This is a genomic window from Phenylobacterium sp. (assembly GCF_030698145.1).
Lineage (GTDB): Bacteria > Pseudomonadota > Alphaproteobacteria > Caulobacterales > Caulobacteraceae > Phenylobacterium.
In genome coordinates this window covers 20,740-42,252 of record NZ_JAUYNW010000047.1, presented here as the reverse complement: position 1 = coordinate 42,252, position 21,513 = coordinate 20,740, and the positions used below count along the sequence as shown (strand labels likewise).

Sequence of the window (21,513 nt, the reverse complement as noted above, 5' to 3'; positions counted from 1 at the left end):
CCGATGGCCGCCGAATCCCCGATCCTGTCGCTGCGTTCCCTGGCCAAGTCGGTCCCAGGCGGCCGAATCCTCTTCGAGGGCCTGGACCTGGAGCTGGCGGCCGGCGAGTTCGTGGCGGTGATGGGGGAGTCCGGGGTGGGGAAGTCCACCCTGCTCAACCTGATCGCCGGCCTCGACACCGCCGACGCCGGCCAGGTGGCGATCGACGGCGTGGGGCTGGAGACCCTGGACGACGACGCCCGCACCGGCCTGCGGCGCGACCGGATCGGCTTCGTGTTCCAGGCCTTCCACATCCTGCCGCACCTGACCCTGGCCCAGAACGTGGCCTTGCCGCTGGTCCTGCAGCGCGCGCCGGGCGCCCAGGCGCTGGAGCGGGCCGGGGCCATGCTGGACGCCGTGGGCCTGCCGGGGCGGGCGGGGGACTTCCCCCACCAGCTTTCGGGCGGGGAGATGCAACGGGTGGCCATCGCCCGGGCCCTGGTCCATCGGCCGGGCCTGATACTCGCCGACGAACCCACGGGCAACCTCGACCCGGAGACTGCCGGGCGGGTGTTGGCCCTGTTCGCCGACCAGGTCCGCCAGTCCGGCGCTGCGGCCCTGCTGGTCACCCATTCCGACGTGGCCGCCAGCGCCGCCGACCGCATCCTGACCCTGACCCGCCGGGGCCTGGTCGAGCGTCATGGATCCTGACCGCAAGCCCCGGACCCTGGCCGCGCGCTGGATGATCCTGGGCGAGTGGCGCGCCCATCCCATGCGGGCGATCACCGCCGCCGTGGCCATCGCCGTCGGCGTGGCGCTCGGCCTGGCGGTGCACCTGGTCAACGCCTCGGCGCTGAGCGAATTCTCCCGCGCGGTCTCCACCGTCAACGGCGACGCCGAGCTTCAGGTGCGGGCCGTTTCGCCCACCGGCTTCGACGAGGCGCTCTATCCCCGGCTCGCCCGACTGCCGGGGGTGGCGGCGGCCAGTCCGGTGGTCGAGCTCAGGGCCCGGGCCAAGGGCGCGGACCTCACCCTGATCGGTCTGGACGTTCTCCGGGCCGCCCATGTGACTCCCAGCCTGCTGGGCCGCCCCTCTGGCGACGCCGCCGCGCATGGCCCGACCAGCGAGGCCGCCTTCGACGACGGCGCGGTGATGCTCTCCCAAGCCGCCCTTGAGGCCCTAGGCGTCCGGTCCGGCGAGCACCTCGATCTCACCGCCGCTGGCCGCACGGTCCGGCTGCGGGTGGCGGGCGTCCTGCCAGGCGTCGCCGAGGGCCAGCAGATCGCGGTGATCGACATCGCCGCGGCCCAGTGGCGGTTCGGCCAGGTGGGCAAGCTGCAACGCCTCGACCTACGCCTCGCCCAAGGCGCCGACGCGGGCCGCGTGCGGACCGCCATCGCCAAGGTCCTGCCCGCCGACGCCCAGCTGGTCAGCCGTGAGAGCGAGGCGCGGCGCAGCGACGCGCTCAGCCGCGCCTATCGGGTCAATCTCGACATGCTGGCCCTGATGGCCCTGCTGACCGGCGGCTTCCTGGTCTATTCGGCCCAGTCCCTGGCGGTGGCGAGGCGACGGTCGCAGTTCGCCCTGCTGCGGGTGCTGGGGGTGCGCCGCCGCGCCCTGCTGGGCCAGGTGCTGGCGGAGGGCGCGGTGGTCGGCCTAGCGGGGGGCGTCGTCGGTCTGGGCCTGGGCCTCGCCCTGGCGGCGGGGGCCATGACGGTGCTGGGCGGCGATCTTGGGGGCGGCTATTTCGGCGGCGTGCAGCCCGAGCTGGTCTTCGCACCGGGCGCGGCCCTGATGTTCCTGGCGCTGGGCCTGCTGACGGCCATGGGCGGCAGTCTGATCCCGGCGCGGGAGGCGGCCCGGGCCCAGCCGGCGGTGGCTCTCAAGAACGTCGGCGACGCCGTGGATCCTCACCATGCGCCCAATGTCTGGCCGGCGCTCGTCCTGCTGGCGGCGGGCGCGGCGGCGGCCTTTGTCCCGGCGGTGGGCGGCATTCCGCTGTTCGGCTACGGCGCCATGGCCCTGCTGCTGGCCGGGGGCGTGGTGGCCATGCCCTGGATCGCCCGGACCCTGCTGACGCCTCTGCAGCGCGTACAGGTGGCGGGGGCGGCGGTGGACCTGGCCTTCAAGCGGCTGTGGGGCGCGCCCTCGCAGGCCGCCGTGGCCCTGTGCGGGATCGTGGCCAGCACCAGCCTGATGGTGGCCATGGCGGTGATGGTGTCGAGCTTCCGGGGCTCGGTGGACGACTGGCTGGGCCAGGTCCTGGCCGACGACCTCTATGTCCGCGCCGAGGCCTCCGCCGCGGGCGGCGGCTTCGACCCCGCGACCCAGGCGGCGCTGGCCGCGACACCCGGCGTGGCGAAGATCGTCTTCCAGAAATCCACCAGCCTCCGCCTCTCCCCCGACCAGCCGCCGCTGGCGGTGCTGATCCGTCCTTTCGATGAGGACCGGATGCCGATGATCGCCCGCGCCGTTCCACCGCCGGGCGCCACGCGCGTCTGGGTCTCCGAGCCCGCGGCCTGGCTCTATGGCTGGAAGCCGGGCGACCGGATCGACCTGCCCCTGGGCGGCAAGGCCGCGCCGTTCTTCGTGGCCGGGATCTGGCGCGACTATTCCCGCCAGCACGGGGCCGTGGCCCTGGACTCCGCCGACTACACCCACTTGACCGGAGACGCCTGGCGCACCGAGGCCGCAGTGGACGTGGCGGCCGGCGCCAAACCCCAGGCGGTGATCGCCGCCTTGCAGGCGCGGATGCCGCCCGGCCTCACGGCGGACTTCGCCGAGCCCAAGACCCTGCGCGCCTTCGCCCTGCGCCTGTTCGACCGCAGCTTCGCGGTGACCTACGGCCTGGAGGCCATAGCCATCCTGGTGGGGCTGGCCGGCGTGGCCGCCACGGTCTCGGCCCAGACCCTGGCTCGGACCAAGGAGTTCGGCATGCTGCGCCACCTGGGCGTCACCAGGTCCCAGATCGTCGCCATGCTGGCCACCGAGGGCGCGGTGCTGGGGGCTGTGGGCGTGCTGGCGGGCATCGGGCTCGGCCTCGTCATGAGCCAGGTGCTGATCCATGTGGTTAATCCGCAGTCCTTCCACTGGACCATGGAGACCAAGCTGCCCTGGGCTCTGCTGGCCAGCGTGGCGGCCGCCCTCGTCGCCGCTGCGGCGGGCACGGCCCTGCTTGCCGGCCGCCGGGCGCTCTCGGCCGACGCTGTGCGCGCCGTGCGGGAGGACTGGTGATGGGGCGGCTGCTCGCCATTCTCGCCGCCGTGCTGGTGCTGGCGAGCCCCGCGGCGACCCAGACCGGCCCGGTCCTGCCGCTATATCCGCAGGTGAAGCCGGGCGCGGGTTTGAGCTTCCCCGCCGACCACGGGGCGCACCCGGCGTTCCGCACCGAGTGGTGGTATGTCACCGGCTGGCTGAAGACCGCCGACGGCCAGGACCTGGGCTTCCAGGTCACCTTCTTTCGCTCCCGGCCCAGCGTGGACCAGCGCAACCCCAGCGCCTTCGCCGCCAAGCAGATCCTGTTCGCCCACGCCGCCCTGTCCGACCCCAAGCTCGGCAAGCTGCTGCACGACCAGCGCATGGCCCGCGCCGGCTTCGGCCTCGCCGAGGCGGCGGTGGGCGACGCCAACCTGGTCATCGACGACTGGACGATGCGCCGCGCCGCCGATGGGCGGTTCCTGACCAAGGTCGGCGGCAAGGCCTTCACCCTCGACCTGGCCTTCCGCCCCACGCAGCCGCCTCTGGCGCAGGGGGAGGGCGGCTACAGCCGCAAGGGCCCGCAGCCCAGCCAGGCGAGCCACTATTACAGCCTGCCGCAGATGGCCCTGTCGGGGACGGTGACGCGGGGCGGCAAGGCGGTGCGGGTCACCGGCTCGGCCTGGCTCGACCGCGAATGGTCCTCGACCCTGCTCGACCCCAAGGCGGTCGGCTGGGACTGGGTCGGCCTCAACCTCGACGACGGCGGCGCGCTCATGGCCTTCCAGGTCCGCGACGCGGCCGGCAAGGCGCTCTGGGCGGGCGGTTCGCTGCGGGGCAAGGACGGGGCGGTGACCAGGTTCACCCCGGACATGGTGAGGTTCGGCGCGGAGCGCCTCTGGCGCTCCCCCAGGACCGGCGGTCGTTATCCGGTGGAACGCTCGTTGTCGGTGCGCCTGCCGCAGGGCGAGCGGAGATGGATGCTCAAGCCCCTGTTCGACGACCAGGAACTCGACAGCCGCGCCGCGGGCGGACCCATCTACTGGGAAGGCGCGGTGACGACGCAGGGCGGGCGGGGGTACCTGGAGCTGACGGGATATGTGAGCCCGATGAAACTGTAGGCCGCTAGTGCGATAGATTCGCTATGTCTGAAGCGGGCTCGTGGCCGATATCAGGTTCAGAGTGGTAGAGGGATGGACGCTGTGAGTGAAGCTCGTCGACGAGTGCTTCAGGACCTGCTGATGTGGTCCCAGCCTCTAGACAATATCGCAACGCGGCTGCAGCAATTTCCCTGGGATTGGGACGGAGACGCGCTCGTGACGCTCCGGAGAGACGACGTTCGAGCCATCCTGTCAAAGTTCCGTAGCGGGGATGTCAGTTCAGCCAGTGTGGAGTCTTGGGCGAACCTTATTGAGCTTCGCGACGCCATCGACTTTGAAGGGGGCGACGAGGGGCCGGTCCGCGACGTAATTCACGTCCTCGCCAATCCAGCGCTCGAGGGCGAGCTCACGATCGAAGCGGCGTTGCAGCTCGAAGCTGAACTCTTGAACGGCCGCTAAGCGCCGGCGGCCAGCAAGGGCTAACGCCCAGGCTCCACCAAAATCTTCACGTGCGCTTCCGGGTCGCCCAGCGTGCGGAACGCCTCGGCCACCCCGCCTAGCCCCACCTTGCCCGTCACCACGCCGCTGACGTCGATTACGCCCTGCGCGATGTCGTGTAGCGTCTGGGCGAATTCTTCCGGCGTGTAGCCAAACACGAACGTGAGCTCGATCTCCTTCGTAATGGCGATGGCGGGCTCGATCTTGTCGGTCTCCATGCAGACCCCGGCCACCACGATCTGGGCGCCGGCGGGGGCGGCCTCGATCAGGCTCTGGACGATGCCCGGCGAGCCGACGCATTCGAACACCACCGGTCGGCCGAAGCTGCCGCCCATCATCTTGATCATGCTCTGGGCGGCCCGCGCCGTCGGCACGCCGAAGGCCTCCCAGCGCGCGTGGGGGCTTTCCTTGGCGGGGTCGATGACCACGTCGGCGCCCAGCATCTCGGCGGCGGCGCGGCGGCGGGGGGAGTAGTCGGCGGCGATGACCGGGCCGTGGCCGCGCGCCTTCAGCCCCGCGATCACCGCCAGGCCGACGGGGCCGCAGCCGATCACCAGGCAGACGCTGTTGGGGTCGAGCCGCGCCTTGGCCACCGCATGGGCGCCGACCGCGAAGGGCTCGGTGAGCGCGGCCTGGTCGGTGGGCAGGCCGTTGGGCACCTCCAGCAGCAGGGCCTCCGACAGGATCATCCGCTCGGCGAACCCGCCGGGCAGGTTGTTGGAAAAGCCCAGCATTTCCGCCCCGCCGGCCGGGGTCAGGGTGACAGGCAGGGAGACGATGCGGGTCCCGGCCTTCAGCAGGCCTTGCGTGCCGGGGCCGTGTTCCAGGACCTCGGCGCAGAACTCGTGGCCGAACACGGTGTCGGCGCGGGGATCGAAGCCGTTGGTCATGCCGCCGCTGGCCCGGCTGGTCAGCTCGATCATGTGCTCCATGTGGTGCAGGGCGTGCAGGTCCGAGCCGCAGATGCCGCAGGCCAGGGTCTTGACCAGCACCTGGCCCGTGTCGGGCTTCAGGTCCTCGATCTCGTCGCAGACCAGGGCCTTGTTCCGCCGAATGACCGCCCGCATGTTTCTCTCCCGCCGCTGAACCTCCGGCAAGATCCGGAGCGTATGGGTCCCGGTCTTGCTTCGCAAACCGGGATGACAGCAGGGAAGGTATGACCCCAAGGAAGGGAAGACCTCTTCTGAGCGCCTTGCCGCCGCTGGGCATATCCCCTAACCCTCCCGGCTCGGAATCGTTAAGAGCGCGACAGCGCCGAAAGACGGGAGAGCCCCATGAGCCTCGCCTTCCTATTCCCCGGCCAGGGCAGCCAGGCGCTCGGCATGGGCGCCGATTTGGCGGAGGCCTTCGGGTCGGCCCGCGAGGTGTTCCAGGAGGTCGACGACGCGCTCGGCCAGAAGCTGTTCAAGCTGATGCGGGAGGGGCCGGAGGACCAACTCACCCTCACCGAGAACGCCCAGCCGGCCCTGATGGCGGTGTCCCTGGCGGTGATGCGCACCCTGGAGCGGGAGTTCGCCATCTCGATCGAGCGCGCCGCCTTCGTGGCCGGCCACAGCCTCGGTGAGTATTCGGCGCTCGCCGCCGCCGGCGCGATCAGCCTGGCCGACACCGCTCGCCTGCTCAAGCTGCGCGGCCAGGCCATGCAGCGCGCCGTGCCGGTGGGCGAGGGGGCCATGGCCTCCCTGATCGGGCCCAAGTCGGACGTGGCCCTGGCCGAAGCCGCCGCCGAGGCGGGCTCCGCCGTCGGCGTCTGCGTCGTGGCCAACGACAACAACAACGGCAATGTGGTGATCTCCGGCGCCAAGGCCGCCGTGGACCTGGCCATCGAGAAGGCCAAGGAGCTGGGCGCGCGGGCCATCCCGCTGAACGTCTCGGCGCCCTTCCACTGCCCGCTGATGCAGCCTGCCGCCGACGAGATGGCCGAGGCGCTGGGCAAGGCGACGATCCTCGCCCCCCGCGCGCCGCTGGTGGCCAATATCACCGCCAGGCCGACCCTCGACCCCGAGGAGATCCGCCGCCTGCTGGTGGACCAGGTCACCGGCCGGGTGCGCTGGCGCGAGAGCATGATGTGGCTGGCGAGCGAAGGCGGGATATCCCGTTTCGCCGAGGCCGGATCGGGTAAGGTGCTGTCGGGCATGGCCAAGCGGATCGCCCCGGACGCCGAGGCCACGCCGCTCAATACCCCCGCCGACCTCGAAGCCTTTGCGAAGAGCCTCTGACATGTTCGACCTGACCGGAAAGACCGCCCTCGTCACCGGCGCCACGGGCGGCATCGGCGGCGCCATCGCCAGGGCCCTGCATGCGTCGGGCGCCCACGTGGTGCTGTCAGGCACCCGCGAGGCCGTGCTGGCCGAGCTGGCCAAGGAACTGGGCGACCGCACCTCCATCGCCGCGGCCAACCTCGCCGACGCCGAATCGGTGGACGGCCTGATCGGCCGCGCCGAGGAAGCCGCCGGAAACGGCCTCGATATCCTGGTGGCCAACGCCGGCATCACCAAGGACGGCCTGCTGATGCGCATGAAGGACGAGGACTGGGAGTCCGTCCTCAAGATCAATCTCGAGAGCTACTTCCGCCTCAGCCGCGCGGCGATGCGCGGCATGATGAAGCGGCGGGCCGGCCGAATCATCGGCATCACCTCGGTGGTGGGGGTCATGGGCAATCCCGGCCAGGCCAATTACGCGGCCTCCAAGGCCGGAATGATCGGGTTTTCCAAGGCCTTGGCCCAGGAAGTCGCAACCCGGGGCATCACCGTCAACTGCGTCGCCCCCGGTTTCATCGAAAGCCCGATGACCGAAGCGCTGAACGACGCTCAGAAGGCCCAGATCCTCGGGACCATTCCCGCCGGCCGCCTTGGCCTGGGAAGCGATGTCGCCGGCGCCTGCGTCTATCTGGCCAGCGACGAGGCCGGCTACATGACGGGCCAGACCCTGCACGTGAACGGCGGCATGGCCATGATCTGACCGGTTGGCATGGGCGTGGCGATCATGCTACGGCGACGCCCGAACCGGCGAGGCGAAGGTCTCGAAGCCCAGTTCCGTTGCGGTTGACAACTCGTCGGCCGTCACGGATGGATCAGTTGAACAACAGGGACTTAAGCGAATGTCCGACATCCTCGAGCGCGTGCGCAAGATCGTCATCGAACACCTCGACGCCGATCCGGAGAAGGTCACCGAGAAGGCGAGCTTTATCGACGACCTGGGCGCTGACAGCCTCGACAACGTCGAACTCGTCATGGCCTTTGAAGAAGAGTTCGATATCGAAATTCCCGACGACGCGGCGGAGCACATCCAGACCGTTGGCGACGCGGTGAAGTTCATCGGTGAACGTCTGGGCGCCTAAGCTCGGAAATCATTGAAGTTTCGGCCGCCGCGTCGCTCCTCGGAGCTCGCGGCGGTCTGCGTTTGGAGACCCGCTCATGCGTCGCGTCGTCGTCACCGGTATCGGTCTTCTGACCCCTCTCGGTCAGGGCGTCGACCTGACCTGGGCCGCGATCCTGGCCGGAAAGTCCGGCGCGGGACGCATCACCACCTTCGATCCGGAAGACTATGCCTGCCAGGTGGCCTGCGAAGTGCCGCGGGTGGACGGCCGGGGCGGGGGCGGTCCCGATGTGCCGGGCTCCTTTGATCCCGACCTGACCATGGCGCCCAAGGACCAGCGCCGGGTCGACGACTTCATCCTCTACGCCATGGCCGCGGCCGACGAGGCCGTGAAGGATTCGGGCTGGGTTCCGGAGACCGACGAGGACAAGGAACGCTCCGGCGTCATCATCGGCTCGGGGATCGGCGGGCTCGCCACCATCGAGAAGACCTCCGTGGAGCTCTTCCAGAAGGGCCCGCGGCGGATCAGCCCGTTCTTCATCCCCTCGGCCCTGATCAACCTGGCCTCGGGCCAGGTGTCGATCCGCTATGGGTTCAAGGGTCCGAATCACTCGGTGGTCACCGCCTGCGCCACCGGCGCCCATGCGGTCGGCGACGCCGCGCGGATGATCAAGTACGGCGACGCCGACGTGATGATCGCCGGCGGGGCCGAGGCGGCCATCTGTCCTGTGGGTGTCGCGGGCTTCATCGCCTGCCGCGCCATGTCGACCCATTTCAACGAGACCCCCGAGAAGGCCAGCCGTCCCTATGACAAGGACCGCGACGGCTTCGTCATGGGTGAGGGCGCCGGCGTCCTGGTGCTGGAAGAGTACGAGCACGCCAAGGCGCGCGGGGCCAAGATCTACGCCGAGGTGCTGGGCTACGGCCTGGCCGGCGACGCCTACCACATCACCGCCCCGGCCGAGGACGGCGACGGCGGCTTCCGGGCGATGAGGGCGGCCATCAAGGACGCCGGCATCGATCCGTCGGAGATCGACTACATCAACGCCCACGGCACCTCGACGCCGCTCGGCGACGAGATCGAGCTGGGCGCCGTCACCCGCATCCTGGGCGACGCCGCCAGGACCGTGACCATGTCCTCGACCAAGTCGGCCACCGGCCACCTGCTAGGCGCCGCCGGCGCCATCGAGGCGGTGTTCTCCTGCCTGGCCATCCGCGACCAGATCGCGCCGCCGACCATCAATCTGGACAATCCGTCGGTGGTCACCGAGATCGACCTGGTGCCCAACAAGGCCAAGCCGATGGCGATCGAGGTGGTGCTCTCCAACAGCTTCGGCTTTGGCGGCACCAACGCCTCGGTGGTGTTCAAGAAGGTCTCGTGAGCCGCTCAGCCCGTCGCGGCGGTCTGTCGCCCACGCGCCGCCTGATCATCGTGCTGGCCAGCGCCGCGGCCACCCTGGCGGCCGCCGTCATCCTGCTGTTCGTCTGGGCGCTCTGGTCCTACCAGGGCCCCGGCCCCGAGGCGAAGAGCGGCGAAACCACCCAGGTCCTGCTGCGCAAGGGCGCCGGCGTCTCGGAGATCGCCTCGACCCTGGAACGCGCCGGCGTTGTGCGCTCCGACGCCATCTTCGCCGCCGCCGCCCAGATCACCGGCTCGGCCCGCTCGCTCAAGGCCGGCGAGTACGAGTTCAAGAGCCGCGCCTCCATGGCCAGCATCCTGGACGACATTCGCGACGGCCGCATCGTCGTCCACCAGATCACCGTGCCCGAGGGCATGACCTCCGAGGCCGTGGTCGAGGCCCTGGCCGCCAAGCCCGAGCTGACCGGCGACGCGCCCGCGCCGCCCGAGGGCTCGATCCTGCCCGAGACCTACCAGTTCGAACGCGGCGAGGACCGCGCAGCGGTGCTGAAGCGGATGATGGACGCCCGCGAGGAGCTGCTGGGCATGTTGTGGTCCAAGCGCCAGCCCGGCCTGCCGATCTCCACGCCGGAGGAAGCGGTGACGCTGGCCTCCATCGTGGAGAAGGAGACCGGCGTCGCGTCCGAACGGCCGAGAGTGGCCTCGGTGTTCGTCAACCGCCTGCGCGTTGGGATGCGGCTGGAGAGCGACCCGACCATCATCTACGGCCTGACCGGCGGCAAGCCGCTGGGCCGGGGTCTTCGCGCCTCGGAGCTCGCCGCGCCCAACCCCTATAACACCTACCAGATCGACGGCCTGCCCCCGACGCCCATCGCCAATCCGGGCCGCGCGGCCCTTGCCGCCGTGCTGGACCCGCCCAAGTCCGACGCGCTGTTCTTCGTCGCCGACGGCACGGGCGGCCATGTCTTCGCCGCCACCTATGACGAGCACCTGAAGAACGTCGAGCGCTGGCGGGCCATTGAGCGCAAGCGCGAGGTCGAGGCGCTGAAGGACCGGGCCAAGGCCCTGAAGGACCGCTAGCCATGTCGCTGAATGGAATGACCGGCTTTGGCCGGGCCGAGGGCGCGGCGGAGGACTGGAGCTGGTCGGTGGAGGCCCGCTCGGTCAACGGCCGCAACCTGGAGATCCGGTTCCGAGGTCCCCCCGGCTTCGACACGCTGGAACGGGTCGCCCGCGAGGGGACCCAGGCCCGCTTCGCTCGAGGTCAGGTGACCATCGGTGTCCAGGCCAAGCGCGGCGAGAGCGGCGCTCAGGTCCGGATCAATCTCGACCAGATCGAACGCTATCTGGAGGCCGGCTCGGCCCTGGTGGCGGCCGGCAAGGTGGCGCCGCCCAGCCTCGATGGCCTATTGGCCCTGCGCGGCGTCGTGGAAGCCGCCGAAACCGTCGACGATCCCGAGGCGCAGAGCGCCATCGAGGCCGCCATGGCCCTGTCGCTGGGCGCGGCGCTGGAAGGCCTGGCCGAGGCCCGCCGGGAAGAGGGCGTCGCCCTGACCGGCGTCCTGACCACCCTCGTCGACCGTATCGACATCCTGGTGCGCCAGGCCGGTGACGTCGCCGGCGGCCAGCCGGCCGCGCTCAAGGCCCGCTTCGAGACCCGGATGTCGGAGCTGCTGGGCGAGGCCGCGCCTGTCGAGCGGATCGTCACCGAGGCCGCCGCCATGGCGGTGAAGGCCGATGTCCGCGAAGAGCTCGATCGCCTGGCCGGGCACATCGATGGCGCGCGGTCGCTGATCGCCGGCGAGGGGCCTTCGGGCCGCCGGCTGGACTTCCTCACGCAGGAATTCATGCGTGAGGCCAACACCCTGTGTTCGAAGTCAGCTCTGTCGGCCCTGACCACTGTCGGCCTGGACCTCAAGGCCACGATCGAGCAATTCCGTGAGCAGGTGCAGAATGTCGAGTGATGGGGACGCCAAGCCTTGGGAGACCCAGCGGCGCGGCCTGCTGTTGCTGGTGTCCAGCCCGGCCGGCGCGGGCAAGACCTCGCTGTCGCGCCGACTGGTGGCCGACCACGCTGACATGACCCTGTCGATCTCCTGGACCACGCGGGCGGCGCGGCCGGGCGAGGAGGAGGGGCGGGAGTACTTCTTCGCCGACCGCGCGGCCTTCGAGGCCAAGATCGCCGAGGGCGGGTTCCTGGAATGGGCCGAGGTCAACGGCAACCTCTATGGCACCCCCGGCGCCGCCGTGATGGAGGCCTTGCTGGAAGGCAAGGATGTCCTGTTCGACATCGACTGGCAGGGAGCCAAGCAGATCGCCGAGAAGGCGCCCGACGACAGCGTCCGCGTCTTCATCCTGCCCCCCTCATGGGAGGACCTGTCGCGCCGGCTGCACGCCCGCGCCCAGGACAGCGAAGAGGTGATCGCCCAGCGCCTTTTGCTCGGCAAGGAAGAGATCGCCCACTGGGGCCTCTACGACTACGTGATCGTGAACAAGAACTTCGACCGCGCCTATGCGGACCTCGGACACATCTACCGCGCCGAGCGGATGAAGCCCGGCCGCAATACCTGGCTCCCGGAATTCGTCGAGGGTCTGCTGGGCGAATAGGTCGGTAAGGCCTTCGCAACCAATCCGACACACCTTCCCCGTGTGTTCGCCAAGGTCTAGCTTGGCGCCGTGGGGAGGAAACCATGAGACACCTGATCTTCGCCGCCGCGGTCCTCGTCGCGACTCCGGCGCTCGCCGCCCCGATCAGGATCAACCTGGTCGAGACGATGGGAGCGCCGGTCGAGTACCGCCAGGGCAGGGCGGGCGCGATGTCCAGCCTTGCACGGACCGAGGCCGCGATCCTCATCGACCGCGCCACCCTCGATGAGCGCGACTATCCGTCCGTGCGCCTGGGCGTGAAGAACAAGGGGCCGACCTCGATCACCTTGCTGCCCGACAATGTGCAGGTCACGACGCAGACGGGCGAGATGCTGACCCTCTGGACGCGCGATGAGATCGTGGCGGCCGTCGAGGCTGACGCCATCAAGCGCGAGAAGAGCGCGCGCCGCTGGGCCGCCATCGGCGCCATGGGCGCGGCCATGCGCGACAATCCAACCCGGCCGGACCCAAGCGGTGAACGCGGAATCCTGGAAGCACAGATCGCCGGGGCGGCGGCCATCGAAGCCGCATCGAATGTCGGCTTTCTCGCCCAGACCATCCGGCCTGGAGAGGAGCATATGACCGATCTGGGGCTTGGGGCGTTGCCCAAGGACGTCACGTCCATCACCGTGAAGGTCACGTTCGGCGTCGAAGCCCACACGTTCCCCATAACGGTGACCCGCTAACCCATGCACAGCATCCGCACCGAGGCCCTGATTCCCGCCAGTCCCGAGCAGGTTTGGGCGGTGCTGGCCGACTTCGCGCGCTATTCCGAGTGGAATCCGCTGAACCTCGAAGCCAGGGGCGAAGCCCGGCTGGGCGCGCGGGTGGCGATGGTGTTTCGCAACCTCGCCGGGGCCCCGGGCGGCGTCATTCGCCAGACCGTCCGCATCGTCGCCGCCGAACCCGGGCGCGAACTGGCCTGGGCCGGAAACGTGCCGCTGATCTTCAAGGGCCGCCACAGCTTCCTGCTGACGCTGGAACACGCCGCCACGCGGCTTGTCCACACCGAGGTGCTCTCCGGCCTGCTGCCGGCGACGTGGAGCGCCGAGCGCATCGCTCGGGATTTCACGCCGGCCTATGAGGCGGTCAACACCGCGCTCGCCGCCCGCGTCGCCAGCCGCGGTTGAAATCGCAGTTGCGGGTCTTTCGCAACTTGCGTTTCTCGTAGAGGGTCGGACGGCATGTCGCGAACCCTGTTCCTGCTCCTCGGCCTCTCCTTCATGGCGCTCGGCGTCGTGGGCGCCTTCGTGCCGCTGCTGCCCACCACCGTGTTCCTCATCCTCGCGGCGGGCTGCTTCGCGCGGTCCTCACCGCGCCTGGAGGCCTGGCTGATGAACCATAATCGGTTCGGCCCCACCCTGCGGGCATGGCGCGAGCACGGCGTCATCCCCCGTCCGGCCAAGGTCATGGCCTGCGCCGGCATGGTCTTCGGTTTCGCGGTGTTCTTCGCAGCGGCCCATCCCCAGCCCTGGCTGGCGGTGGCGGTGGCCGCAGCCCTGGCGGCCTGCGCGGCTTTCGTGCTCAGCCGGCCGAGCGTTTCGCGATGAGGGCCTCGAGCCCATCCAACACCCGGTCCAGGCCGAAGGCGAAGGCGCGCTCGGGATCGCCCACCGCCTCATAGGCCTCGCCCGCCGCGGCCCCGACCCTGGCGGCGGTGGGAAACTGCGTGGGATCGAACACCTTCTCCAGCAACGGCCCGCTGATCTCCCACCACTGGGCGTCGCTGATGCCGGTGCGGCTCTCGGCCTGCATGGCCTCGACGGCGCTGCGCGCCGCGCCGTGCACATAGTTGGAGATCAGGCTGATCACATGGTCCATCTCCAGGTCGCGCAACCCCTGGCCGTCGATGGCCCGCAGCTCGAAATCGAACTTGGCGATCATGTTGGGACCAAGCACCGGTCGGTGCATCACCACCTGCAGCATCCACGGATGGCGGTGATAGAGATCCCAGTTGTCCCGGGCGACCTGCTCCAGGCGGGCGCGCCAGCTGGAGCCCGGCGCATAGGCCTTGGGCGTCTCGCCATAGACCCGGTCCAGCATCACGTCGATCAGCTCGGCCTTGGACGGCACGTAGGTGTAGAGCGACATGGTGGCGACCTTCAGCCGGTCGGCGACCCGGCGCATGGAGAGCGCCGACAGGCCCTCGGCGTCGGCCAGCTCGATGGCGGCGACCGCGATCTGCTCGACGCTGTGGCGCGGGCGCGGCCCGCGGCGGCGGACGGGGGCGAGTCCCCAGAGCAGCTCGAGGCTGCGTCTGGGATCGCCAGCGGAGGACGAGTCGGCGGTCATGGCGTTCGACCTAAACATAGGAAACGCCGCACGTCGTACGATAACGGCGGCGCGCGGAAATCGAGGCCGGAATCGGGCTAGACCCGGCGGGCAGGAGACGATCATGGCTGAACCCAAGGGCAAGCGGGACTTCCGCGACAATCCCCGCATCGACATCCGCGAGCGCCACGAGGTGGCGTTCTGGGCCAAGCGCTGGGGCGTGACGGCCGACCAGATCGCCGCCGCCCACAAGAAGGTCGGCCACAACGTCAAGGACATCGCCACCGAACTGGGCAAGCGCCGGTGACCGCGTGACGGTCGCTGACCTGCCGATCCTTACCGATCCGCTCTTCTATCTGGTGGCCGTCCCTGCGGTGATCCTCCTGGGCCTGGCCAAGGGCGGGTTCTCCGGCATGGGGGTGATCGCCGTGCCGCTGATGGCGCTGGCGATCTCGCCAGTGCTGGCGGCGTCCATCACCCTGCCGATCCTGATCGTCCAGGACGTGATCAGCGTCTCGGCCTTCCGCAAGACCTGGGACAAGGGCGTGCTGATCCTCATGCTGCCCAGCGCCGCGGCGGGCATCGGGCTGGGCTATGCCCTGGCCGCATTCGTCAGGCCGGGCGCTGTGGAGCTGGCGGTCGGCGCGATCGCGGTGGTCTTCTCCCTCCAGCGACTGTGGCTGGATCGGGCAGGCGCGCCGGTCGCGGAGCCGCGGCGTGAGAGACTCCCCTGGCGGGGTGTTCTGGCGGGCGTTGCGGCGGGCTTCACCAGCCAGCTCGCCCATGCCGGCGGGCCCCCGTTCCAGATTTACGTCATGCCCAAGCGCCTGCCCCGCGACGTGTTCGTGGGCACCAGCGCGATCTTCTTCGCCGTGGTCAACTGGATGAAGGTTCCGGCCTATTGGGCCCTGGGTCAATTCACGCCCCAGGCCTTGGGCACGGCGGCTGTCCTGCTGCCGCTGGCCATCGCCTCGACCTGGGCCGGGGTCTGGCTTGTGCGCCGGGTCCCCGCCGAGCGGTTCTACCAAATCGTGTATGGCCTGCTGGTGATCGTCGGCGCCAAACTCGCCTGGGACGGGGCCGCGGCCCTGGCGGGGGGCATGTAATGTCGACTGGAATCGTCAAGGTGCTAGGGGCCGTCTTGTGCGGCGTCGGTGTCATCTGGATCCTGCAGGGGATCGGCTTCCTGCCGGGCAGCTTCATGAGCGGCCAGATGGTGTGGGCCGCCATCGGTGTCGTCGCCGTGATCGTAGGCCTGGCGATGCTGGGTGTCGTCCGTCGACGGCGCGGAAGAGGCTCGTCGGGGGGCGGCAGCGACTGGGACGGCGACTACGGCGACTCGGATGGCGGTGGAGGCGGTGGCGGCGACTAACCTCGCCAGGCGTCGGCGAGCGCCAGGAATCCTTCTACGGAAATCGTCTCCGCCCGCGCTTCCGGCGCGATCCCGACCTTGGCGCACAGGGCGTCGCCGCCCAGCACCTTCAGGCTCGAGCGCAGCATCTTCCGGCGCTGGCCGAACGCCGCGGCGGTGATCGCCTGCAGGGCGGCCAGCCGTTCGGGCGCGGGACGGTCGACGCGCGGGGTCAGGTGGATGACCGCCGACGAGACCTTGGGCGGCGGGGTGAAGGCGCGGGGCCCGACATCCATGACCAGAGCCGCGTGGGCCGTGGCCTGGGCCAGGACCGACAAGCGGCCATAGGCGTCGTCGCCTGGCAGGGCGACCACGCGCTCGGCCACTTCCTTCTGGAACATCAAGGTCATGGAGGCGGGGGTGAATGTCCCGGTCAGCCACTTGATCAAGAGCGCCGTGCCAACATTGTAGGGCAGGTTGGACACCACATGGGCCGGCGCGCCCTGGGCCAGAGCCGTCTCGTCGGCGCCGAGCGCATCCTCCACCCGGATCGCCAGGGCCCCGCCAGCCACCGTCGCCAAGTCCTCCAGCAGGGGCAGGAAACGCGGGTCCTTCTCGATGGCCGTGACCCTCGCGCCGGTCTCCAGCAGAGCGCGGGTCAGGCCGCCCGGTCCGGGGCCGACCTCGATCACGTGATCGCCTTGGCCCACCTGGGCCAGCCGGGCGATCTTGCGGGTGATGTTGAGGTCCAGCAGGAAATGCTGGCCGAAGCTCTTCTTGGCCATCAGGCCGTGCTCGGCCAGGGTCTCGCGGAGCGGGGGTAGGTCAGCCAGGGTCTGTGTCACCCCCCTCCCTAGCACCGGAATATCAAGTCCTTAAGCCCCGCTTCACTCCGCGATTCTATGATCCCGGCGGATTTAACCTGGCAGGCCCGTCGTGACGATCGCACCGATCACGGGCGTATCGCAGCCCAACCTGACCATTCCGGTGACGCCGGTCCGCGCCGTCGCCGCGACCGTGCACGTCTCGACACCGCTGCCGGAACTCAATCCCGCCCAGATCCAGGCTCTGGCCGTGGCTGAAGTCACCCAGACCGCCGCAGCGCGCCAGGGCGGCCTCGCGCCGCTGATCGCCGACCTCGCCCAGGCGGCCGAGGACCAGATCCTTCCGGGCCCAGTGCGCGACGCCGCCGTCCGGGTCTTGGCTTACGCCCCGCCGCTGACCAGCCAGGTCGGCGCCCCGGCGGTGGCCAAGGCCATGGCCCGCTCGGGCCTGTTCCTGGAAGCCAATCTCGCCGCCGCGCCGTTCGCCTCGCCCGTCGGCCAGGATCTCAAGGCCGGCCTGCTGATCCTGCGCCAGGCCCTGTCGACCTGGATCGGCGCGGCGCCCCCCGCCCAGGGCCGCAAGAGCGCCGCCCCGCCGCCGCCCTATCGCGCGGGCGGAACCCGCGTCCAGCCGCCGGCGGTCAGCAAGCTGTCGCCGGGCGGCTCTCCGGTCGCCGTCGGTCAGGAACTTCTTCAGGAGACCGAGGCCGCCCTCGGCCGTCAGCAGCTCCTGCAGATCGCCTCCCTGCCCGTGGAGTCGGGTCCCGAGGCCCAGGTGACCCGCTGGATGTTCGAAATGCCCTTCGTGACGCCCCAGGGCGCCGGGGCCGCCCAGTTCGAGGTCAGCCGAGACGCTCGTGGCGAGACCGGCGAACTCGAGCCCGTCTGGCGCGCGGCCTTTTCACTCGACGCCGAACCCCTGGGGCCGATCCACGCCCGTGTCAGCCTCACCGGCGCCCAGGCCGGCGTCAGCCTGTGGGCCGAGCGCGCAGAGGGCCTGGAACGGTTGCGCGCCGACCAGGACCTGCTGACCGCGGCCCTGGCCGCCGTGCAACTCCACGCCGAGGTCGCCGTCCATGCCGGGGCGCCGCCGACGCGCGCGCCCGAGGCCGGCCGGCTAGTGGACCAGACCTCGTGAACCAGCCCCTGAAGGACAGGCTGGCGGTCGCCCTGAAATACGAGGGGCAGGGTGCGCCGACTGTGGTCGCCACGGGGCGCGGCCTGGTCGGCCAGCGGATCGTCGAGGCGGCCGAAGCGCACGGCGTGCCCCTCGAGCGCAATGCGCCCCTCGCCCAGGCGCTTTCCACCATCGAATTGGACGCCGAGATCCCCGAACGGCTCTATGTGGCGGTGGCGGAGATCCTGGCCTTCGTGCTCCGCGCGGCCGAAGACCGGTCCTAGCCGACCTCCACCACTTCGACCTCGGCGCCGGCGACCATGGCGGTGTCGCCCACCGACTTGCCCAAGACGGCCTGGGCCAGCGGCGAGATGTAGGAGACCGAACCCTTGGCGGGATCGGCCTCGTCCTCGCCGACGATGGCGAAGGTCTGACGGCGGCCGTCCTCGCGCTCGAAGGTCACCCTGCGGCCAAACTGGACGGTGGTCGCTTCCGGGTCGGGCTCGACGAGCTGGGCGTTGCCGCGGCGGGCGGAATAGTAGCGCAGGTCGCGAGTGGCCCGCGCCATGGCGGTGCGGTCGGCCTGGACCTCGCCGACCGCCTGGGCGGCGGAATAGGCGGCACGCGCGGCGGCCAGCGCCTTTTCCAGCGCGGCCAGGCCCATGGCGGTGACCAGGTTCGGGTGGTGCGAGATCGGGCGGTCGGGCAGGTCCGCCGCGGCCGCCTCATGATCGCCTTCCTTGGTGAAGGCGACGCTCATCGGAATGTCCGTTCCATGTCCCAGGTCTCGCGCCTGTCCGCCATCATATGGGAACGCGAAGGGCTTGGCGCGGTTCGGTTCAGCCGGCCAGGGATTCCACCCAAGTCGCGATCGCCATCCAGCCGGCGGTGCCGGCGAAGGCCAGGGGCACGATCTCCTGCAGGAGCACTGCGCCGCCGCCCCAGACATAGACCGGGTGCGGCCGCCCGCGCGTGCGCCAGTCGTAGACCATGGCTGCGATCACCAGCAGGTTGACGAAAATGCTCGGCGGGATGGTGACCTGCACCGGCGGCGGGCCGACCGCGCCCGGCGGCGCCAGCAGGACCATGAACACCCGCGCGCTCGCTGCCTGCATCAGCGGGATCATGGCCAGCAGCATGAGTCGCTTATGCACGTCGGCCCGCCGATTATAAGCGATGGCCGTCCCGAACAGTCCGGCGAACAGCACCACCGCCGACAGCGAGACGATCGAGAACTGCCGCGCCTGGTCGCCCATGCCGATGGTCTCGGCGACCTTGATCGAGTTGATCGCCGCCAGCACCACCGTGAAGCTCATGGCCGTGGCGAGCGATATCCCGGCCAGGCCCCAGTTGCGGTGATCGGGGGTCCGCCCGAGCGCGATCAGCGAGGTCTGCGCCAGGTAGAACAACGTCCAGGTGAAGAAGATCGTCCCGTGGATGTGCAGGATCGGCGCGCCGCCGAACGTGCCCGTGGCCACCTTGGACCAATAGGTCGGGATGAAGCCGCCGAAGGCGATGACGACGAACACCATCGCCATGCCCACATAGAACCAGCGGGTCTCGGCGCGCTCGGCGCCCATCGTCGTCGCAACCATGCAAGCCCCATCGCATATCCGCGTATGAGGAGCCTGCCACGGGCCGGGACGGGTTCCCAGCAGGAGTTGTTTAGATCTAGCGGGTCAGCCGGCGGCGGTTGGCGCGGATCTTTCGGCGGTAGTGGGTGACGGCGCGGGCCGGCGCCAGGTGGCCGGTGCCCGACATCAGGGCGAGCGCCATGTCCGACTGCAGCGCCAGCATGGCCTCGGTCTTCTCCGAGATCATCAGTGCGGTCTCCTTGACCGCCGCCTCGCCGCCGAAGGCGACCTTGGTCAGCCGCAGGGCGATGACCTGCTGGGCTTCCAGGCCCATCTGCCAGGCGGAGAGTGATAGCGAGAGCCACGGGGGGCTGCGTGTCATGTGTGGGTTTCCAAGGGCATGCAAAAGCAACGCCGCGTTTGATCAATGGATGCGCCGGCGATGCAGATCAAGCGGCTAGGCGCTGGCGCGTCCAATCGTCCACCACCCGCTCCAGGACCGCCAGCGGCATGGCGCCGCCCAGCAGCACCAGGTCATGGAAGGCGGCGATGTCGAACTTCGCGCCCAGGGCGGTTCGCGCCTTGGTCCGAAGCCGGTCGATCTCGGTGTGGCCGATCTTGTAGCCGCAGGCTTGGCCCGGCCAGACGACATAGCGGTCGATCTCGTTTTCCGCCGCGCCCACAGGCAGGCCGACGGTGTCGATCATGTAGGCGACGGCCTTCTCGCGGCTCCAGCCCTGCGAATGCATCCCGGTGTCCAGCACGATCCGCGCGGCGCGATAGAGGAAGGACTGCAGGTAGCCGATCTTGCCGGCCGGATAGGCGTCATAGAGGCCAAGCTCGTCGCCGAGCTGTTCGGCGTAGAGGCCCCAGCCCTCCCCGTAGGCCGTGAAACCCATGGTCTTCAGCAGCAGTGGCGCGCCCGGCGCCTCCAGCAGCACCGCGCCCTGGAACAGATGGCCGGGAACGCTCTCGTGATAGGTCAGGCTCGGCAAGGACCATTTCGGCCAGTCGCTGGTGTTGCGCAGGTTGATGTAGAACGCGCCTGGCCGTGACCCGTCCAATGTGCCGCCCTCGGCGTAGCCGCGCGGCGCCCCCAGCTCGATGGCCGGGGGCACGCGGCGGATCTCCATTCCGGCCTTGGGCAGGGTGCGGAACACCTTCGGCGCGCGGGCGCGGACCGTCTCCATGGTGGTGTTCAAGTCGGCGAGCAGGCTCGCGCGGCCGGCGTCAGTGTTCGGATAGAGTTGGCTCGGGTCCTTGCCGAACGCCGTGAGCCGCGCCCCCACCGTGCCCGCGGTCAACCCCTGAGCCCGCAATAGCAGATCGGCGCGGGCCGACAGCTCGGCCACCTGGGCCAGGCCCACCCTGTGCGCGTCGGCCGGGCTGAGATTGGTCGTGGTGTGGTAGCGCAGGCCAAGATCATAGTAGTGCGCGCCGTCGGGTAGGCGGCTCACCCCGGCCTCGTGGACGGCGGTACGGCGCTGCTCGTTCAGCAGGGCGATCTGATCGGCAAGGGCGGCGGCCAGGGGGCCGTCCACGATGGGCGCGGCCTTGGCCGCCCAGTCGGTCCCCAGGTCCTTCTCGGCGGCGCGGCGACCCAGTGAGGCCGCCAGGCCCGAGCCCTCGCCCTTCTGGCTGGCCAGGGACTTCAGCTGGGTCAGGGCCTTGTCGAGCACGAAGTCGGGCGCCGCGACGCCGCGGGCCGCGTCGGCCCGGACCCGGCCGGTCTCGTCGCGGATGTTCTGGGCGAAGGCCATGAGGCGGGCGAGATAGGCCTCGGCGTCGGCCCTGGTCTCGATGACATGCTTGGAGTCGAGGAAGTCGGGGATCTTCTGATAGGCGCCGGTCAGTTGGCTGACCACGTAGGGCACCGGATAGTCGTAGGAATCGACACCGCCATACGGGAAGGCGACGGCCTCGGCGTCGCGGTCGGCGAGCCAGGCAACGGTGTCGTACTCGCTGGCCTCCCGGCCGGAGAGCGCCTTGCGGTCGATGGTCGCGAGCCTGGGCCGTGCATCGATCAGCGGTTGGAAGACGCTCATTCGTCCGGCTGGCGAGCGATCGTCCAGCCGCGACTTCAGCGCCGCCCGCGCGCCGGTGTCGAAGCCAAGGCCGGAGGCGGTGGTCGGAGAAACCCGCAGGATCGATTCAAAGATGTCGTCATAGAGCGCGCGCGCCTTGGCCGCCTCCGGGCCCGTCTTGGCGTGGGCGGCTCCGGCGCCGAGGGTCAGGACGCCGACAGCTGCGGCCAGGACGTCACGACGGTTCAACATGGA

26 protein-coding genes are annotated in these 21,513 nt (G+C 70.0%); 19 read left to right on the top strand and 7 right to left on the bottom strand.

Annotated elements, in window-relative coordinates; all coding sequences use genetic code 11:
* Positions 1 to 3 precede the first annotated feature (3 nt).
* From Q8Q77_RS05980 to Q8Q77_RS05965, 4 genes are all read left to right on the top strand, one after another.
* A complete protein-coding gene (locus Q8Q77_RS05980) occupies positions 4 to 690 on the top strand; it encodes an ABC transporter ATP-binding protein (RefSeq protein WP_305582142.1) in 687 nt (228 codons plus the stop codon).
* Positions 680 to 3,214 (top strand): FtsX-like permease family protein, encoded by a 2,535-nt coding sequence (locus Q8Q77_RS05975; protein ID WP_305582140.1) that lies wholly within the window; start codon positions 680 to 682, stop codon positions 3,212 to 3,214. Before Q8Q77_RS05980 ends, Q8Q77_RS05975 begins: the two co-directional genes overlap by 11 nt.
* On the top strand, positions 3,214 to 4,296 hold the full coding sequence (locus Q8Q77_RS05970; protein ID WP_305582139.1) for a carotenoid 1,2-hydratase: 1,083 nt from the start codon (positions 3,214 to 3,216) through the stop codon (positions 4,294 to 4,296). Before Q8Q77_RS05975 ends, Q8Q77_RS05970 begins: the two co-directional genes overlap by 1 nt.
* Before the next feature lie 102 nt (positions 4,297 to 4,398).
* Entirely contained in the window at positions 4,399 to 4,734 is a 336-nt protein-coding gene (locus tag Q8Q77_RS05965; protein WP_305582137.1) for a hypothetical protein, read from the top strand.
* A 20-nt stretch (positions 4,735 to 4,754) separates the two neighbouring features.
* Here Q8Q77_RS05965 and Q8Q77_RS05960 read toward each other — a convergent pair whose 3' ends face one another.
* The gene (locus Q8Q77_RS05960; protein WP_305582135.1) at positions 4,755 to 5,840 is read right to left on the bottom strand and encodes a zinc-binding dehydrogenase; all 1,086 of its coding nucleotides are present in this window, start codon (positions 5,838 to 5,840) and stop codon (positions 4,755 to 4,757) included.
* A 207-nt stretch (positions 5,841 to 6,047) separates the two neighbouring features.
* Between Q8Q77_RS05960 and fabD the strand changes: the two genes are divergently transcribed.
* The 10 genes from fabD (at position 6,048) to Q8Q77_RS05910 (ending at position 13,647) form a co-directional block, all read left to right on the top strand.
* Positions 6,048 to 6,992 (top strand): ACP S-malonyltransferase, encoded by a 945-nt coding sequence (fabD, locus tag Q8Q77_RS05955; protein ID WP_305582133.1) that lies wholly within the window; start codon positions 6,048 to 6,050, stop codon positions 6,990 to 6,992.
* Position 6,993: 1 nt separating this feature from the next.
* Positions 6,994 to 7,734 carry a 3-oxoacyl-[acyl-carrier-protein] reductase gene (fabG, locus tag Q8Q77_RS05950; protein ID WP_305582131.1) on the top strand — a complete coding sequence of 247 codons (741 nt, stop codon included), beginning with the start codon at positions 6,994 to 6,996 and terminating at the stop codon, positions 7,732 to 7,734.
* 139 nt (positions 7,735 to 7,873) lie between these two features.
* Positions 7,874 to 8,113: an acyl carrier protein gene (locus tag Q8Q77_RS05945; protein ID WP_056019455.1), complete on the top strand. Its 240-nt coding sequence runs from the start codon at positions 7,874 to 7,876 to the stop codon at positions 8,111 to 8,113.
* 76 nt (positions 8,114 to 8,189) lie between these two features.
* Positions 8,190 to 9,473 (top strand): beta-ketoacyl-ACP synthase II, encoded by a 1,284-nt coding sequence (fabF, locus tag Q8Q77_RS05940; RefSeq protein WP_305582129.1) that lies wholly within the window; start codon positions 8,190 to 8,192, stop codon positions 9,471 to 9,473.
* Positions 9,470 to 10,531 carry an endolytic transglycosylase MltG gene (mltG, locus tag Q8Q77_RS05935; RefSeq protein WP_305582127.1) on the top strand — a complete coding sequence of 354 codons (1,062 nt, stop codon included), beginning with the start codon at positions 9,470 to 9,472 and terminating at the stop codon, positions 10,529 to 10,531. The genes fabF and mltG overlap by 4 nt, the downstream gene beginning before the upstream one ends.
* 2 nt (positions 10,532 to 10,533) lie before the next feature.
* Complete coding sequence (locus tag Q8Q77_RS05930) at positions 10,534 to 11,415, top strand: YicC/YloC family endoribonuclease (protein ID WP_305582125.1); 882 nt, start codon at positions 10,534 to 10,536, stop codon at positions 11,413 to 11,415.
* Entirely contained in the window at positions 11,405 to 12,058 is a 654-nt protein-coding gene (gene gmk, locus Q8Q77_RS05925) for a guanylate kinase (RefSeq protein ID WP_305582123.1), read from the top strand. Before Q8Q77_RS05930 ends, gmk begins: the two co-directional genes overlap by 11 nt.
* Positions 12,059 to 12,141: 83 nt before the next feature.
* On the top strand, positions 12,142 to 12,783 hold the full coding sequence (locus tag Q8Q77_RS05920; RefSeq protein ID WP_305582121.1) for a hypothetical protein: 642 nt from the start codon (positions 12,142 to 12,144) through the stop codon (positions 12,781 to 12,783).
* 3 nt (positions 12,784 to 12,786) lie between these two features.
* Positions 12,787 to 13,227, top strand: coding sequence for an SRPBCC domain-containing protein (locus tag Q8Q77_RS05915; protein ID WP_305582119.1), 441 nt, complete (start codon positions 12,787 to 12,789; stop codon positions 13,225 to 13,227).
* A gap of 54 nt (positions 13,228 to 13,281) precedes the next feature.
* Positions 13,282 to 13,647: a YbaN family protein gene (locus Q8Q77_RS05910; protein WP_305582117.1), complete on the top strand. Its 366-nt coding sequence runs from the start codon at positions 13,282 to 13,284 to the stop codon at positions 13,645 to 13,647.
* On the opposite strand, the gene Q8Q77_RS05905 is transcribed toward Q8Q77_RS05910, so the two are convergent.
* Positions 13,622 to 14,407 carry a TetR/AcrR family transcriptional regulator gene (locus Q8Q77_RS05905; protein ID WP_305582115.1) on the bottom strand — a complete coding sequence of 262 codons (786 nt, stop codon included), beginning with the start codon at positions 14,405 to 14,407 and terminating at the stop codon, positions 13,622 to 13,624. The genes Q8Q77_RS05910 and Q8Q77_RS05905 overlap by 26 nt on opposite strands.
* A gap of 85 nt (positions 14,408 to 14,492) precedes the next feature.
* Here Q8Q77_RS05905 and Q8Q77_RS05900 point away from each other — a divergent pair, with 85 nt between their 5' ends.
* The 3 genes from Q8Q77_RS05900 to Q8Q77_RS05890 are packed head-to-tail and all read left to right on the top strand — an operon-like array spanning position 14,493 to position 15,740.
* Positions 14,493 to 14,675, top strand: coding sequence for a DUF3606 domain-containing protein (locus Q8Q77_RS05900; protein ID WP_305582113.1), 183 nt, complete (start codon positions 14,493 to 14,495; stop codon positions 14,673 to 14,675).
* A 25-nt stretch (positions 14,676 to 14,700) separates the two neighbouring features.
* Positions 14,701 to 15,474: a sulfite exporter TauE/SafE family protein gene (locus Q8Q77_RS05895; protein WP_305582333.1), complete on the top strand. Its 774-nt coding sequence runs from the start codon at positions 14,701 to 14,703 to the stop codon at positions 15,472 to 15,474.
* Positions 15,474 to 15,740: a hypothetical protein gene (locus tag Q8Q77_RS05890; RefSeq protein WP_305582111.1), complete on the top strand. Its 267-nt coding sequence runs from the start codon at positions 15,474 to 15,476 to the stop codon at positions 15,738 to 15,740. The genes Q8Q77_RS05895 and Q8Q77_RS05890 overlap by 1 nt, the downstream gene beginning before the upstream one ends.
* Here Q8Q77_RS05890 and rsmA read toward each other — a convergent pair.
* Positions 15,737 to 16,504 carry a 16S rRNA (adenine(1518)-N(6)/adenine(1519)-N(6))-dimethyltransferase RsmA gene (rsmA, locus tag Q8Q77_RS05885; RefSeq protein ID WP_305582331.1) on the bottom strand — a complete coding sequence of 256 codons (768 nt, stop codon included), beginning with the start codon at positions 16,502 to 16,504 and terminating at the stop codon, positions 15,737 to 15,739. The genes Q8Q77_RS05890 and rsmA overlap by 4 nt on opposite strands.
* Before the next feature lie 151 nt (positions 16,505 to 16,655).
* Here rsmA and Q8Q77_RS05880 point away from each other — a divergent pair, with 151 nt between their 5' ends.
* The gene (locus Q8Q77_RS05880) at positions 16,656 to 17,681 is read left to right on the top strand and encodes a flagellar hook-length control protein FliK (RefSeq protein WP_305582109.1); all 1,026 of its coding nucleotides are present in this window, start codon (positions 16,656 to 16,658) and stop codon (positions 17,679 to 17,681) included.
* Positions 17,678 to 17,944, top strand: a complete 267-nt coding sequence (locus tag Q8Q77_RS05875) for an EscU/YscU/HrcU family type III secretion system export apparatus switch protein (RefSeq protein WP_305582107.1) — start codon at positions 17,678 to 17,680, stop codon at positions 17,942 to 17,944. The genes Q8Q77_RS05880 and Q8Q77_RS05875 overlap by 4 nt, the downstream gene beginning before the upstream one ends.
* Here Q8Q77_RS05875 and greA read toward each other — a convergent pair.
* The 4 genes from greA to Q8Q77_RS05855 form a co-directional block, all read right to left on the bottom strand.
* A complete protein-coding gene (gene greA / locus Q8Q77_RS05870; protein WP_305582105.1) occupies positions 17,941 to 18,420 on the bottom strand; it encodes a transcription elongation factor GreA in 480 nt (159 codons plus the stop codon). The genes Q8Q77_RS05875 and greA overlap by 4 nt on opposite strands.
* 79 nt (positions 18,421 to 18,499) lie before the next feature.
* Positions 18,500 to 19,255: a hypothetical protein gene (locus Q8Q77_RS05865; RefSeq protein ID WP_305582103.1), complete on the bottom strand. Its 756-nt coding sequence runs from the start codon at positions 19,253 to 19,255 to the stop codon at positions 18,500 to 18,502.
* 76 nt (positions 19,256 to 19,331) lie between these two features.
* A complete protein-coding gene (locus tag Q8Q77_RS05860) occupies positions 19,332 to 19,616 on the bottom strand; it encodes a hypothetical protein (RefSeq protein ID WP_305582101.1) in 285 nt (94 codons plus the stop codon).
* A gap of 67 nt (positions 19,617 to 19,683) precedes the next feature.
* Complete coding sequence (locus Q8Q77_RS05855; protein WP_305582099.1) at positions 19,684 to 21,510, bottom strand: DUF885 family protein; 1,827 nt, start codon at positions 21,508 to 21,510, stop codon at positions 19,684 to 19,686.
* Between the last annotated feature and the right edge of the window lie 3 nt (positions 21,511 to 21,513).